Source organism: Draconibacterium halophilum (assembly GCF_010448835.1).
GTDB classification, from domain to species: domain Bacteria; phylum Bacteroidota; class Bacteroidia; order Bacteroidales; family Prolixibacteraceae; genus Draconibacterium; species Draconibacterium halophilum.
Map to the genome: position 1 here is coordinate 4,081,543 of NZ_CP048409.1, position 14,380 is coordinate 4,095,922.

At 41.0% G+C, this 14,380-nt stretch carries 17 protein-coding genes and 2 tRNA genes; 5 read left to right on the forward strand and 14 right to left on the reverse strand.

The window, feature by feature from the left end; all coding sequences use genetic code 11:
• Positions 1-7: 7 nt before the first annotated feature.
• The 8 genes from G0Q07_RS16575 to G0Q07_RS16610 are packed head-to-tail and all read right to left on the reverse strand — an operon-like array spanning position 8 to position 5,969.
• Entirely contained in the window at positions 8-1,801 is a 1,794-nt protein-coding gene (locus tag G0Q07_RS16575) for an NADH-ubiquinone oxidoreductase-F iron-sulfur binding region domain-containing protein (RefSeq protein WP_163348207.1), read from the reverse strand.
• Between the two features lie 17 nt (positions 1,802-1,818).
• A complete protein-coding gene (locus G0Q07_RS16580; RefSeq protein ID WP_163348208.1) occupies positions 1,819-2,214 on the reverse strand; it encodes a (2Fe-2S) ferredoxin domain-containing protein in 396 nt (131 codons plus the stop codon).
• 20 nt (positions 2,215-2,234) lie between these two features.
• Complete coding sequence (locus tag G0Q07_RS16585; protein ID WP_163348209.1) at positions 2,235-2,783, reverse strand: ATP-binding protein; 549 nt, start codon at positions 2,781-2,783, stop codon at positions 2,235-2,237.
• Positions 2,780-3,520, reverse strand: a complete 741-nt coding sequence (locus G0Q07_RS16590; protein ID WP_163348210.1) for a PHP domain-containing protein — start codon at positions 3,518-3,520, stop codon at positions 2,780-2,782. The genes G0Q07_RS16585 and G0Q07_RS16590 overlap by 4 nt, the downstream gene beginning before the upstream one ends.
• A 4-nt stretch (positions 3,521-3,524) precedes the next feature.
• Positions 3,525-3,887 carry a DRTGG domain-containing protein gene (locus G0Q07_RS16595; protein ID WP_246222922.1) on the reverse strand — a complete coding sequence of 121 codons (363 nt, stop codon included), beginning with the start codon at positions 3,885-3,887 and terminating at the stop codon, positions 3,525-3,527.
• Positions 3,844-5,211 carry a [Fe-Fe] hydrogenase large subunit C-terminal domain-containing protein gene (locus tag G0Q07_RS16600; RefSeq protein ID WP_163348211.1) on the reverse strand — a complete coding sequence of 456 codons (1,368 nt, stop codon included), beginning with the start codon at positions 5,209-5,211 and terminating at the stop codon, positions 3,844-3,846. Before G0Q07_RS16600 ends, G0Q07_RS16595 begins: the two co-directional genes overlap by 44 nt.
• A 3-nt stretch (positions 5,212-5,214) precedes the next feature.
• Positions 5,215-5,625 carry an ATP-binding protein gene (locus G0Q07_RS16605; protein WP_163348212.1) on the reverse strand — a complete coding sequence of 137 codons (411 nt, stop codon included), beginning with the start codon at positions 5,623-5,625 and terminating at the stop codon, positions 5,215-5,217.
• Positions 5,625-5,969: a hypothetical protein gene (locus G0Q07_RS16610; RefSeq protein WP_163348213.1), complete on the reverse strand. Its 345-nt coding sequence runs from the start codon at positions 5,967-5,969 to the stop codon at positions 5,625-5,627. The genes G0Q07_RS16605 and G0Q07_RS16610 overlap by 1 nt, the downstream gene beginning before the upstream one ends.
• 238 nt (positions 5,970-6,207) lie before the next feature.
• Here G0Q07_RS16610 and G0Q07_RS16615 point away from each other — a divergent pair, with 238 nt between their 5' ends.
• From G0Q07_RS16615 to G0Q07_RS16630, 4 genes are all read left to right on the forward strand, one after another.
• Complete coding sequence (locus G0Q07_RS16615; protein WP_163348214.1) at positions 6,208-7,140, forward strand: PAS domain-containing protein; 933 nt, start codon at positions 6,208-6,210, stop codon at positions 7,138-7,140.
• Complete coding sequence (locus G0Q07_RS20855) at positions 7,118-7,870, forward strand: SpoIIE family protein phosphatase (protein ID WP_246222923.1); 753 nt, start codon at positions 7,118-7,120, stop codon at positions 7,868-7,870. The genes G0Q07_RS16615 and G0Q07_RS20855 overlap by 23 nt, the downstream gene beginning before the upstream one ends.
• A 570-nt stretch (positions 7,871-8,440) precedes the next feature.
• Positions 8,441-8,899 carry a hypothetical protein gene (locus G0Q07_RS16625; protein ID WP_163348215.1) on the forward strand — a complete coding sequence of 153 codons (459 nt, stop codon included), beginning with the start codon at positions 8,441-8,443 and terminating at the stop codon, positions 8,897-8,899.
• Between the two features lie 295 nt (positions 8,900-9,194).
• Positions 9,195-9,731 (forward strand): glutathione peroxidase, encoded by a 537-nt coding sequence (locus tag G0Q07_RS16630; RefSeq protein WP_163348216.1) that lies wholly within the window; start codon positions 9,195-9,197, stop codon positions 9,729-9,731.
• A gap of 127 nt (positions 9,732-9,858) precedes the next feature.
• Here G0Q07_RS16630 and G0Q07_RS16635 read toward each other — a convergent pair whose 3' ends face one another.
• From G0Q07_RS16635 to G0Q07_RS16660, 6 genes are all read right to left on the reverse strand, one after another.
• Entirely contained in the window at positions 9,859-10,104 is a 246-nt protein-coding gene (locus tag G0Q07_RS16635; protein WP_163348217.1) for a GIY-YIG nuclease family protein, read from the reverse strand.
• A gap of 224 nt (positions 10,105-10,328) precedes the next feature.
• Positions 10,329-10,574 (reverse strand): GIY-YIG nuclease family protein, encoded by a 246-nt coding sequence (locus G0Q07_RS16640; RefSeq protein ID WP_163348217.1) that lies wholly within the window; start codon positions 10,572-10,574, stop codon positions 10,329-10,331.
• Between the two features lie 224 nt (positions 10,575-10,798).
• A complete protein-coding gene (locus G0Q07_RS16645) occupies positions 10,799-11,044 on the reverse strand; it encodes a GIY-YIG nuclease family protein (protein WP_163348217.1) in 246 nt (81 codons plus the stop codon).
• Positions 11,045-11,202: 158 nt separating this feature from the next.
• Positions 11,203-11,277: transfer RNA gene (locus G0Q07_RS16650), tRNA-Val, on the reverse strand.
• Positions 11,278-11,341: 64 nt separating this feature from the next.
• Positions 11,342-11,416: transfer RNA gene (locus G0Q07_RS16655), tRNA-Val, on the reverse strand.
• A 96-nt stretch (positions 11,417-11,512) separates the two neighbouring features.
• Complete coding sequence (locus tag G0Q07_RS16660; RefSeq protein WP_163348218.1) at positions 11,513-12,811, reverse strand: bifunctional folylpolyglutamate synthase/dihydrofolate synthase; 1,299 nt, start codon at positions 12,809-12,811, stop codon at positions 11,513-11,515.
• Between the two features lie 100 nt (positions 12,812-12,911).
• Between G0Q07_RS16660 and G0Q07_RS16665 the strand changes: the two genes are divergently transcribed.
• Complete coding sequence (locus G0Q07_RS16665; protein WP_163348219.1) at positions 12,912-14,243, forward strand: PhoH family protein; 1,332 nt, start codon at positions 12,912-12,914, stop codon at positions 14,241-14,243.
• The last annotated feature ends 137 nt before the right edge of the window (positions 14,244-14,380 follow it).

Genomic DNA, 14,380 nt, shown 5'->3' on the forward strand with positions numbered 1-14,380 from the left:
TTTCTGATTAGGTTAGGGTTATTGCGTTGAATTTACATTTCTCGTAACAAACGCCACACTTAATACATAAAGTCTGGTCGATATAATGCGGCTGGCGGCGTTCGCCGGAAATAGCACCAACCGGGCAATTGCGGAAACATAGTGTACAGCCGGTACACAAGTCTTCTATAATATCGTAACGCAACAGCGATTTACACTGTCCCGCCGGACATTTTCCGTCAATTACGTGTGCTTTGTATTCATGTTCAAAATTAGTGATGGTTGAAAGCACCGGATTTGGCGATGTTTGCCCCAATCCACAAAGGGCAGTATCTTTAATTACACCGCTCAATTCTTTCAACTTCTCAACATCTTGTTCTTCTCCTTTTCCCCGGGTGATTTTATCCAACAGCTCGTAAAGACGCTTGTTACCAACACGGCACGGCGTACATTTTCCGCACGACTCTTCGAGCGTAAAATCAAGATAGAACTTGGCAATGGAAACCATACAATCGTCCTCGTCCATCACAATCATTCCGCCCGATCCCATCATCGAACCGGATGCAAGCAGGTTGTCGTAATCAATTGGTAAATCCAGATAATCTTTTGTAAGACATCCACCAGATGGGCCACCGGTTTGAACGGCCTTGAATGCTTTCCCGTCTTTAATTCCACCGCCAATATCGTAAATTACTTCGCGTAGTGTTGTTCCCATCGGCACTTCAATAAGCCCAACATTGTTGATCTTTCCGGCCAGTGCAAATACTTTTGTTCCTTTCGATTTTTCAGTACCGATTTTACTAAACCATTCAGCACCTTTATTTATAATTACCGGAATGTTTGCAAAGGTTTCCACGTTGTTTACGTTAGTAGGTTTTCCCATATAACCAGAAACGGATGGGAACGGCGGTTTAAAGGTTGGTTCGCCACGTAAACCTTCCATGGAGTGAATCAGCGCAGTTTCTTCGCCACACACAAAAGCTCCGGCTCCATAGCGCAATTCAAGGCGGAAATTAAAACCACTGCCCAATATATCATCACCGATCAATCCATAATCTTCGGCTTGTTTTATGGCAATTTTTAAACGTTGAATAGCCAGCGGATATTCAGCCCTGATGTATATCAATCCTTTATCGGCACCAATACAATAACCGCAAATGGCCATTGCCTCCAACACCGAGTGCGGATCGCCTTCCAGGATTGAGCGGTCCATAAATGCACCGGGGTCGCCCTCGTCGGCATTACAAACCACGTATTTTTGTTCGTTTTCTACATTTTTGGTGATCTCCCATTTTAATCCGGTAGGGAAACCGCCACCACCGCGGCCACGCAAACCGGAGTCTTTTATTTCTTTAATCACCTCTTCGGGCGTATGTTCCGATAAACATTTCCCCAAAGCCTGGTAACCGTCGCGTGCAATGTATTCGTCAATATTTTCGGGGTTGATAAAGCCACAATTCTTTAAGGCAATTCGGATTTGCTTTTTGTAGAAATCCATTCCTTTTGAATCGCTGATCTGCTCATCGCTCGTTGGATCGGTATACAACAATCGTTTAACAGGTCGGCCTTTTACTATGTGTTCCTCAACAATTTCAACCACATCGTTAGGAGTAACCTGCACATAAAAAGTGTTATCGGGCAATACTTTAATAATGGGCCCTTTTTCGCAAAAGCCGAAACAACCGGTCAGCACCACCTGAACTTCATCCTCGAGTCCAAGATCGTGAATCAATTGGGTTAGCCTGTTTTTAATTTCGTCGCTTTCCGATGCTTTGCACCCGGTTCCACCACAAATTAAAAGATGCATTTTGTAGTCAGTCATAGTTGTCGGTTTTAGTTTTAGTCGTCAATGGTTTTAAAGCTTACCGGAATAATTCCATCAACCAGCTCGCCGCGTTTAATGTATGAATCGATTATTTCGCGGGCTTTTTCTTTTTTCACATGTCCGTATACAACCGGTTCTTTCCCCGGAAGTGTTACTTCAATGGTTGGCTCGGCATAACAATATCCCATGCAGCCGGTTTGCGTAACAACCGCATCGATAGCTTCTTGTTCCAGCTCTTCCACAAAAAACTTCATGGTTTCTTTAGCCCCCGATGCAATACCACATGTGGCCATACCAATTTTTATTTGTACAACCTGCTCAGGGTTCGCACTGTTTTCCCTGAGTTTGATTTTCGACTGAGCTTCTTCTTTCATTTTCCGAAGATCAGCCAGTGATTTAATTTTAGCCATATCGTTTTCTCGTTTATTCGTTATTTAGTTGCCTCTATTTCTTGTAAATTCGTTTTTATCAATTCTAAAATCCCTTCGCGTATCTCCTTTTGCTGATATGAAACATTACCTAGTGCTTCTTTCAGCTCGTCAGAACTTATCTGAAATTCGCCCTTTTCGGTTTTATGCAAGTACAACAGGTTGCCTTCGTTATAACTTAAAAACATCAGATACAAGGTTTCCCAAATATCTCCCATAGGTGGCCTGTCGATGTTCGACAATTGAAAGTTTGCCTTTAGAACAGTGCCAACATTTAATTCCGATTCAAGGGAAAAACTGCCACCGGCAGCCTCGGCATTCTGCTTTAAAAGCGGAATGCCCAACCCCACTTTTCGGGTGGTTCGCGACGTAAAGAACGGGTTAATGGCTTTGGCCAGCGTTTCATTGCTCATTCCGCAGCCGTTATCTCTGATTGTCAATGAACAAAGGTCCTTTATTTTATTCTCCTCAACTATGATTTCAATCAACCTTGCTTTTGCACTCACGGAGTTTTGTACAATATCTAAAATATGTTCAGACAGAGTTTTCATATTATTTCCACAAAACAACTATCTTGCTGATTCAAAGCCTTCTTCACTTCTTTAAAAGATAATTTATGAATATTAAAAACAGAATATCTGGTGCCAATCTGTTCTAAAAAATGGGAATCTGAATTATAAACTAACGAAATATTATCATCTAAATCATACTGTTTTCGAACATGTTTTTCACTGGTGTTTCCGGTGATTCCCATTGCATCAAACGCCAGGTCTTTCGGGATAAAACCGAGATGACTAAACAGACCATTTAATGGCCGGTTAACATGTGCCGGAATAAAAATACCTCCCAGGTCGTAAACATATTTCTGAACGGAAGAGATCCCCTTTTTTAATGCCGATGTCAGGTAATACGGAACCAATTCCAACACCTTTTCCTCTTTATCAACTACCGGCTGATAACCAAAGTGACCATCGGGATTTGATATCCTTGTAATGTGCTGTTCCAAATATTGCTGAAAAGTATCTAAGGCCTCATCATTATCGAAAAATGCCAGGCAATGCACTTCCTCCTTGGTAGTAATTTCAACACCGGTGAGCGTTAAAATGCCTTTTTCGAGTGCCAAATCGCGAATTACTTTGGCATTTAAAGTTGAGTTATGATCGGTGATTCCAATGATATGCAATCCTGCCTTTTGGGCTTGCTCCACAATTTTTAGTGGTGCCATTTCCAAATCGGCACAGGGCGAAAGTACGGAATGAATATGTAGGTCGGCCCTGAATTTCTGCATGGTATTACATTAAGGTAATGTATAAATTTCCGGCCATTTCAAATGTGGCTTTGTCAGTTCCTAAAACAGGAATTCCCTCTTCGTTACTGTGTTCTATCGTATCTTCTTCGGGCTCAAATCCTTTCACCAGAATTATGGCAGCCAATTCTTTCAACGACGCAATGGCCATCACATTCTGGTGTGTTTGCAGTGTCATCCAAACCTGCCCTTCCTGCGCATTTCCCATTACATCGCTCAGCAGGTCAGACACGTACCCGCCACTTATTTCATTCTCTAATCCGGATTGGCCGGAAAAAACTTTAAGTCCAAATTTTTCTACCAGTTCAGAAACCTTCATTTCTACCTCCTCTTTTGTTACAATCAGCATCAAAACGATTTTTCCCCCAGGCTTTTTCCAGGTTCTTTGTCGCTTTTTCGATGGTTATTTTTTTCTCGTTTAAATATCGGTTTTGCAGAAAAATACAATCCGTCATTTTTGCTTTCCCCTGTACCATATCTTCAGCCAGTGCATGGCAATTTGGGGCCCCGCAACTTCCGCAGTCAATTCCCGGAAGCTGGCAAATTATCCGATCCACTTTCTGCATCTTTTCCAATGCTTTCAAACGGTCGGTATCCAGAGCAAAAACATAGTTGGGCTCAATGGGATCGGCTTTCATTTTATCTTTTATTCCCAGGCAACTTACTGCCGAAATATCGATTGATGAAGCACGAGGATAACGTTTCGATCGCTTTTGCAGTCGCTCCACAGTAAGAAATCGGTTGCCAGTCAGTAAAATACCTCCGGAACATCCCTGGTGGCATGATTTTAACTCCAAAAAATCGAGCACCGGCACCTCATCATTTTCCATTCGTTCCAGAATTTTAACCACGTTGTGGATGCCGTCAACCGCCATCGAATTTCGTTTAAAGTGTCTTGCTTCTCCTCGCGGAAGGCTCCATAAAATACCGTCGAGTGTTAGGTTTTTGCGCAATGGAGCAGTGTCGGTTTTTTCCTCCTTTTCAATAACCCGCATAATGTGATTGTATAAATCACTCATTTTTATCAGGCCATCCACCGCCGAAACTTCTTCGCCCAGAGGACGTTTTACAGCAGCCATTTTTGCCGAACAGGGCGACACATAAAAAGTGCCGATTTCTTCGCGCTTAATTCCTTGCTTACTCAACAATTCTATTGCATGACAAGCCGCCAGGTCGTGTGGTGCTTTAACCGGCACAATATTATCTACCAGCGATGGATAACGTGACTGTATTAAACGAACAATAGCCGGGCAAAACGACGAGATCATTGGTTTATGGGTCGATTTTTCAACCTGCTGTTTTATCTCATCAATCAACAACCCGATGGGCTGTTCGACCTCGAAAATATGTGTAAACCCAAGCTTTAGCAGCGCTTCGTAAATTTTTCCTTCGGTATAAGTTTCGGGAAACTGCCCAATCATTACCGATGGAAAAAGCACCACCCGGTATCTGTATTTATTAAGTTGCTCTAAACTATCGTGTTCCACATAAAAAGCATCAACCGGACAGGCGCGCAGGCAGTTTCCGCAATCCACACAACGATCAGGATTTATATTCGCCACTCCCGCGCGTATCCGAATCGCCTCTGTTGGACAGACTTTCATGCAGTGCGTGCAGCCCATACATTTATCGGTGTCAACTGTTATGGCATGATATTTTTCTACAACCTTCATATTCTAAAAATTATTTCTGAAAGTTAACTTTGTACCCTCTCCTACCTCACTTTCAATAGTAAAGTCATCCGTATTTCTGTTAATGTTTGGCAAGCCCATTCCGGCACCAAATCCCATATTCCTAACAGCTTTGGTGGCAGTTGAAAAACCTTCCTGCATTGCTTTCTGAATATCTTCAATGCCGGGGCCACTATCCTGAACAACGACAGTAATTCCCGTTCCGTCGATTTCTGCTATCATTTTCCCTCCAACAGAGTGAGCAACAACATTCACCTCGGCTTCGTATATCGCCACCACAATTCGCTTGATTACTTTCGTATCAACCTGCAATTGTTTCAGCATTTTTTTTATGCGGCTCGAAGCTCTTCCGGCCTTGCTAAAATCGCCACTCGCTATGTCAAATTCCAGTTTCATTAATAAACCGGGGCTAAACCGTTTTTAAACAACATTCCACCCGAACGATAAATAGAATAAGGCGTTTCCAACAGAACAAGACCTGTTTCATTGGCCAACTCAATCATTTCCGGAGTTGCACTTTTATTTCGTGCCAGCAACACCACTTCAATGTCGGCCATTTCGGCAGTGCGAACCAGCTGTAAATTGGCCAGTCCTGTAATTAAAAGTATATGCTCCGTATCCAGCGTCAAAACATCGCTCATCAGATCGGAGCTAAAAGCTCGCTGCAAATTATGGTCTTTTTCGGTATTGCCGGCAACCACTTTTGCATTGGTCAAATCAATAATTTCAGATAATCTCACTTGGTTAGTATAAATCTTTGGACAAAGATAGTTTTACCGCTATTTATTTTTACTGCTTCAAGTCAAGATCTACTATATTTATAATGAATAAAAACAAGGAATTTTCAGCTCCATTTCTTCCTGAATAATTTGCAGAAAAGTGTTTTAAAACAATTCATTGAAATATAACGCGCCTGTGGTTTTGTATCCCTTGTAAATTCCGTATTTTTCAGTTGTAAAAACTTGAAAAAACCGAACCATGATTTACGATAAAGAATCATTTCTGACCGGCAATATTGAAGATCCTGCCATTCATCAGAAAATTATTGATGCGCTGCCCATTCCGATATTTTACCGCAATGCAGAAGGTATTTATTTGATGTGTAACGCGGCGCATGAAAAATTTACGGGAAAAACAAAAGAGCAAATTGTGGGCAAACCTTTACACGAAGTTCATGTAAAAGAAATGGCCGATAAATACCTGGCGCAGGACAAAGAGCTGATGGCAAACCCCGATGTACAGGTGTACAACACGCAGGTTCGACACGGCGACGGGACATCGCACCATGTTATTCTTAATAAAGCAGTGATACGCGATAACGAGAATAAAATAGTTGGAATTGTAGGTTCGATAAACGACATAACGGAGCTAAAAAAAACCGAGAAGCGCCTTGAGAAAGCACAGGAAACGATGCAGGTATCGTCGCAAATGATTCATAAAATATCTTCGGGAATTCTGATGGTTGACAGTAATTTTAAGGTTGTTGATTCAAACGAATATTTTGCCAAAATGATGGGCGATGAAACGGAAGAATTGTACGAAACCATCCCCGGACTGACCGGTGCCGATGTAAAAGGCCTGATACCCGATATTATTTACAAAATGGTTTCGAGCGTACTTACATCGGGGGATGAACTAGCTGAGCGCGATTTAAAATTCAACAATAAACTCATGCATGTTTCGGTACGTACACTCTATAAAAACAAGGTGGTTGGCGTGGTATTCCGCGACATGTCGGCGCCAATGCTCGTACAGGATGAGATCATTAACCGTGCACGAAAAATCAACAAACAAAACATTGAAACGGTACAAAAAATAGCTTTTCTGCTGGGAGAAAATGCTGCAGAAACGGAAGAATTGCTAAACTCCATAATTGAAACCTACCGCTATGGTGACGACGACAAATCCTGATTATCACGTTGAAATAGAAATCCAGCAAAAGCGACCAAAAGGAGAAATCGCATGCGGCGACGTTTTCCAATCGAGTATAATTCGCGAGGAAGGGCGCACTATATTGGTATTGAGCGATGGCATCGGACATGGAATTAAAGCGAGTGTTTTAGCTACTCTAACCTCCACAATGGCTTTAAAATATGCCCAACTACACACCAAACCCGAAGTGGCGGCACGCATAATTATGGAGACTTTGCCGAAAAGCAGCGATGGAAAAGAAAGCTATGCTACATTCACCATAATTGAGTTGGATAATGAAGGGCATATGCGAATTGTAAATTACGACAACCCCGGAATTTTGGTGATCAGAAACGGAATTGCCATGCAGGGAAAAGAATACAACCTAACCATTAGTGGCGAGGAAAACACCGGCAAAGTATTGCATTGCAAAGAGTTTACAGCGCGAAAAGAAGACCGTATAATATTTATGTCTGATGGTATACCTCAATCCGGCTTGGGAAGCCAACGCTACCCATTGGGTTGGAGCATGGAGAATATCGAGAATTTTGCCCTGAACCAGATCAAACGAATGCCCGACATATCGGCAACAAAGCTGGCTCGTAAAATTGTGAACCAGGCAGTTATGAATGACCAGTTTTCGGTAAAAGACGATACCAGCTGCGGTGTTATGTACTTTCGCGAGCCGCGTAAATTTATGCTGATTACCGGCCCCCATTTTACAAAATAAAAGACTACGATTTTGTTGGCCGTATCCAGGATTTTGATGGAAAGAAAATTATATGTGGTGGTACCACTGCAGAAATTATTGCTCGGGAACTAGACCTAACGGTTGAGATTCAACACGGAAATAAAAATCTGGAAAAGTTACCGCCAACTGCAAAAATGCAGGGATTTGAAATGGTTACCGAAGGAATTCTGACACTAGGAAAAGTGGAAGAAATACTGGAAAACTACGATAGCGACACCCGGCTTGCAGACAGCACCCCGAAAAAATAGTTAAGCTATTACTGCAACACGACTGCATTGATATTATTGTTGGAACAAGAATTAACTGGGCACATCAGGATCCGGAGCAACCACTGGAACTTGAGCTTCGGAAATTCGTCGTCAAACGTATTGTTAAGTTACTGATACACAAATTCTTTAAAAAAGTAAAGATTGAGTACGTATAAAATCGGTTAACAGAAGAAACGGACTAGCATGAACAAAGCAGCTTAATTTTCGTACTAATAATACAGCTTAGGGTCTTCCCCAGAACTAGAATGCTGATTCTTTCACGATAAAAACAAGACCGGATATGAAAACACTATTTACCATCTTATTCTCGATTCTGTTTCTCACTTCGTTTGGACAAATTAAACGATTCCTAATTCAGGCACAGGTAGTGGATCAATATAACAACCCTATAAGTGATGTTTATATCGTGAATCTTGACAACCTTGAGAAAGACATTAGCCAAAAAAACGGTGTATTTTCGGTGTGGGTTTCGCCAAGCGATTCGCTTGTACTTTCACATATTTCTTATTTCCGAAAAATTGTTTCGGTACACACCCTGCTTGTCAATCCAAAAGTCGAACTTATTTCGGAGAATGTTGACATTCCGGAAGTAGTTGTATCTCCAGAACAGGTTTCAGAATTTGACAAAGCAGAAAAAAACCTTGCTTTTATGAAAGAATATGATCCCCTGTTAGATTTCGAATGGCTGAAGAGGAAAGCGACCCGGTTACAGCTTTCACAACAGAACACAACGACCTGATGCGCTCGGAAGCCTCATCTATTAGTATTGTACGTTTTTCTCCTTCCGAAAACCTTGGCAAACTTTTTACCCGCTTGAAAAAGAATAATCAATCAGATGAGTATTTTTCTACACGGAAAACCCGCGAAGAGCTGGAAAAAAATAAAAAATAAGTAAGCGGCTACACAAGCTATCAAAATCAAACTACTGGTTAACTATTTTCTGAGATGCCCCAAACAGCATTTGCCAATTTTGAAACTCCTTACAAACTTTTACATACCCCGTTTGTTCTATATACCAAATTAAATAGTTAAACATGAAAAAACTGATTCTTATAAACGTATTATTATTCGTTGGAATTATAGCTTTTGGGCAAAATTCACTACACGATTTCACAGTGAAAGACATTGAAGGAAACAATTTCGACCTCTCCACATTGAAAGGAAAAAAAGTTTTAGTGGTAAACACAGCCTCGAAATGTGGATTAACCCCGCAGTTTGAACAATTACAAAGTGTTTATGAAACATACGGAGGCGACGATTTTGTAATAATTGGATTTCCGGCAAATAATTTTGCCAACCAGGAACCAAAAAGCAATTCCGAAATTGTTGCATTTTGCGAAATGAATTATGGAGTTACCTTCCCGATGATGTCAAAAATATCGGTAAAAGGCGATGATATGCATCCGGTATACCAATGGCTAACTCAGAAAAGTAAAAACGGAAAGCAGGATTCGGAAGTTGGCTGGAATTTTCAGAAATACCTGATTGATGAAAACGGAAAGTTAGTAGATGTAATTGAGCCAAAAGTAAAACCCGATGATGCAAAAATTATAAGCTGGATTACCTTATAATTATAGGAATACATAAAATTAAGATACCAAAAAGGCCGACTAATGTCGGCCTTCCATTTTGTGGGGAGTACTGGATTCGAACCAGTGACCCTCCCGATTATAACCGGGATGCCCTGAACCAAATAAGCTAAAATCCCTCGATCAAATGCAGAATCGCACTTCTACTTTTCCATTTTTTAAGTTGCGCTTCGCGTTTCATTGCATCACTTTTCTCCTCAAAGGCTTCATAATATTTTAACTCCCACGGTTTACCGGTTGATGTAAATCCTTTATTGGAAGAATTATGTCGTTGTAAACGACCTTCAACATCTCCCGTAGAACCAATATAGAATTTATCCAATTTTTGAGAATATAGTATGTAGCAATAAAACATGTGCTTAAAATACAAAAAGCTAAGCAAATGTCGACTTTTATTCGTGTGCAGAACACCTGAATTCGAACCAGTGACTCTCCCGATCGCAATCGGGATGCTCTGAACCAACTGAACTTTTTAAAAACAAAAAGGCCGACTAACGTCGACCTTCCATTTTGTGGGGAGTACTGGATTCGAACCAGTGACCCTCCCGATTATAACCGGGATGCCCTGAACCAAATAAGCTAAAATCCCTCGATCAAATGCAGAATCGCACTTCTACTTTTCCATTTTTTAAGTTGCGCTTCGCGTTTCATTGCATCACTTTTCTCCTCAAAGGCTTCATAATATTTTAACTCCCACGGTTTACCGGTTGATGTAAATCCTTTATTGGAAGAATTATGTCGTTGTAAACGACCTTCAACATCTCCCGTAGAACCAATATAGAATTTATCCAATTTTTGAGAATATAGTATGTAGCAATAAAACATGTGCTTAAAATACAAAAAGCTAAGCAAATGTCGACTTTTATTCGTGTGCAGAACACCTGAATTCGAACCAGTGACTCTCCCGATCGCAATCGGGATGCTCTGAACCAACTGAACTTTTTAAAAACAAAAAGGCCGACTAACGTCGACCTTCCATTTTGTGGGGAGTACTGGATTCGAACCAGTGACCCTCCCGATTATAACCGGGATGCCCTGAACCAAATAAGCTAAAATCCCTCGATCAAATGCAGAATCGCACTTCTACTTTTCCATTTTTTAAGTTGCGCTTCGCGTTTCATTGCATCACTTTTCTCCTCAAAGGCTTCATAATATTTTAACTCCCACGGTTTACCGGTTGATGTAAATCCTTTATTGGAAGAATTATGTCGTTGTAAACGACCTTCAACATCTCCCGTAGAACCAATATAGAATTTATCCAATTTTTGAGAATATAGTATGTAGCAATAAAACATGTGCTTAAAATACAAAAAGCTAAGCAAATGTCGACTTTTATTCGTGTGCAGAACACCTGAATTCGAACCAGTGACTCTCCCGATCGCAATCGGGATGCTCTGAACCAACTGAACTTTTTAAAAACAAAAAGGCCGACTAATGTCGGCCTTCCATTTTGTGGGGAGTACTGGATTCGAACCAGTGACCCCCTGGGTGTAAACCAGGTGCTCTGAACCAACTGAGCTAACCCCCCATTAAAACCTATTTAAGAAAAATGCACATTAAAAAAGAGGTTAACCAAAAATCAACCTCTTTTGTGGGGAGTACTGGATTCGAACCAGTGACCCCCTGGGTGTAAACCAGGTGCTCTGAACCAACTGAGCTAACCCCCCAATATGCTATTTCTGTTTCTGAACGCACCCCCTTTTCAGTAAGGCGCTGCAAATATAAAACCTATTTTCAGTTCTGCAAAAGTTTTTTCAAGAAAATTATAAAAGCACTTCAGCCACAACAAATGTACTGCCACCTACAAATATCATATCATTTTTATCTGCTTCAAGTTGTGCTTTATTATATGCCTCAAGTACTGAGAAATACACCTCTCCATTCAAACCAAATTCTTTTGCTCTTTTAGCCAATTCATCCGCATCCATTGCCCTTGCAATATCAGCTTTCACAAAATAATAGTTGGCATGTTTTGGTAAAAGCGCCAAAACTTTCCCCGGATCTTTATCACCAACAGTACCGAAAATGAAATGTAAGCTCTTGTAAGCAGTGTTTTCAAGTTGCTTAACAATCGATTTTATTCCATCTTCATTATGCCCGGTATCGCAAACAGTCAATGGATTATTGCCAATTACCTGCCAACGGCCCAGCAATCCGGTATTTGAAACTACATGCGCCATTCCATCGCGCAAACTTTCTTCCGATATTTTATAATCCTTTTTATTAAGCAGTTCAATAGCTTTCAATACAGCCGGAATGTTTTTATGCTGGTAATGCCCCAATAAATCCAACTGCAAATCAGGATAAACATCCTGCCCACTCTTTTGCAAATTAAGTTGTTGTTTGCCGTTAAGAGCCAACATCGAGTACGACACATTGTATTCCTGATCAGAAAAATAGACTGAAGTGCCCACCTCTTTGGCTTTTTCTTTGAAAACTGACGCTGTTTCCTTTTGCATAATTCCAATAATTACAGGAACAGCACTTTTCATTATTCCGGCCTTTTCTAACGCGATCTTCTCATAAGTGTCGCCAAGAAGATTAGTGTGATCCAAACCAATATTGGTAATAATGCTCAGGTCTGGTGTAATAATATTGGTAGAGTCGAGTCTTCCTCCAAGCCCCACTTCAACCACCGCAACATCTACTTCCTCAGCAGCAAAATAATCAAATGCCATCGCTACGGTCAGCTCAAAAAACGACGGCTGAATTTTCCACATTTTATTGTTAGTTGCAAAGTTGCTTACCCATTCAACCACAGCCGATTCCGGAATCACTCCACCGTCAATTTTTATGCGTTCCCTGAAATCTTTTAAATGAGGAGAAGTATATAAACCCGTTTTGTAGCCTGCCGCCTGCAACACCGATGTCAACATATGCGAAACGGATCCCTTGCCATTGGTGCCGGCCACATGAATTGTTCGATATTTACGATGTGGATGATCATAATATTCATCCAGTTTTAAAGTATTTTCCAGGGTGTCTTTATAGGCAGCCGGCCCAGTTCGTTGAAACATAGGCAACTGGCTAAACAGGTAATCTAAAGTAGCTTTGTAATCCAATGAATTCAATATTTATTAACTATTGCAAGTTTATTATTTTTTAGCTCATCAGCTTCAATTTCTTGTGAAATTTTCTACATTTAGAACAAATCATTTAAGTATGCTGAGTAAAACCAAAAAGAGTAAAATTTTCGTTCTCGACACAAACGTAATTTTACACGACCACACATGTATTTACCAGTTCCAGGATAACGACATTATCCTTCCGATTACAGTACTCGAGGAGCTGGACAAGTTTAAACGAGGAAACGACCTTATCAACTTTCAGGCACGTGAATTTACCCGAGTGCTCGATGAAATTGTTGGAGATGACATTTTTAACGGTGGAAAATCGCTTGGTGTAGGAAAAGGCCGAATTCGCATCGAAACCGGAAAACCTTTCTCGGACGAGCTTAAAGCTTCGTTTCGCGAAGATATTCCAGATCATCGAATCTTGGCGATTGCAGATTTTACGGCAAAAACCTATCCGCGCAGAAAGACGGTACTGATAAGTAAAGACATTAACCTTCGGATGAAGGCCAAGTCGCTCGGAATTCAGGCAGAAGATTACAAAACCGACCAGGTTACGGATGAAAATGTGCTGGACAAAACCATTACCACTTTCGATAATTTCGACGACCGACTAATCGATCAACTTTATCAGCAAGGTTCGTTTGCAAAAGCCGATGTAAAGGATTTTACACCTGATGCCAACGAATGTTATATATTCAGAGGCAATCAGTCAAGCGCACTGGCGCGTTACGACAGTAAATCGGAACGCATTTACCGGGTAGAGAAGAAATCGGCTTACGGAATAAAACCACGTAACGCTGAACAAACTTTTAGTTTGAATATGCTAATGGATCCTGAAGTACGGCTGATTGCACTAACCGGAAAAGCAGGAACCGGAAAAACATTGCTTGCCCTGGCTGCTGCTATTGAACAACATCGTCAGTACGAACAGATACTTTTGGCACGCCCAATCGTAGCATTAAGCAACCGCGACCTGGGGTATCTGCCCGGCGATGCCAGCGAAAAGATCAATCCGTACATGCAACCACTTTTCGATAATCTGGCTGTAATTAAGCATACTTTTAATCCACGAAGCAACGAGTACCAGCTTATTGAAGAAATGGTGAAGGAGGAAAAACTGAACATCACTCCGCTGGCATACATTCGCGGTAGAAGTTTATCGAATGCCTTTTTTATTATTGATGAAGCACAAAACCTTACTCCGCACGAAATCAAAACCATTATTACACGTGCCGGCGAAGGAACAAAAATGGTTTTCACCGGCGACTTATGGCAGATAGATTCGCCTTACCTCGATATGAAATCGAACGGACTGGCCTATATGGTTGACCGCATGCGCAACCAGGAACTGTTTGCGCACATTAATCTGGTGAAAGGTGAACGAAGTTATTTGGCAGAATTAGCCAGTAACTTGTTATAACAGCAATAAAAATAGAAACGTCATGCTGAATTTATTTCAGCATCTACCAGAAAAAAATTCCGACACAAGTTCGGAATGACGAAAGCCGAATAATTGATTCATAAAGAAGTATTTGCAATAAGCAGCTTTTTTCTACC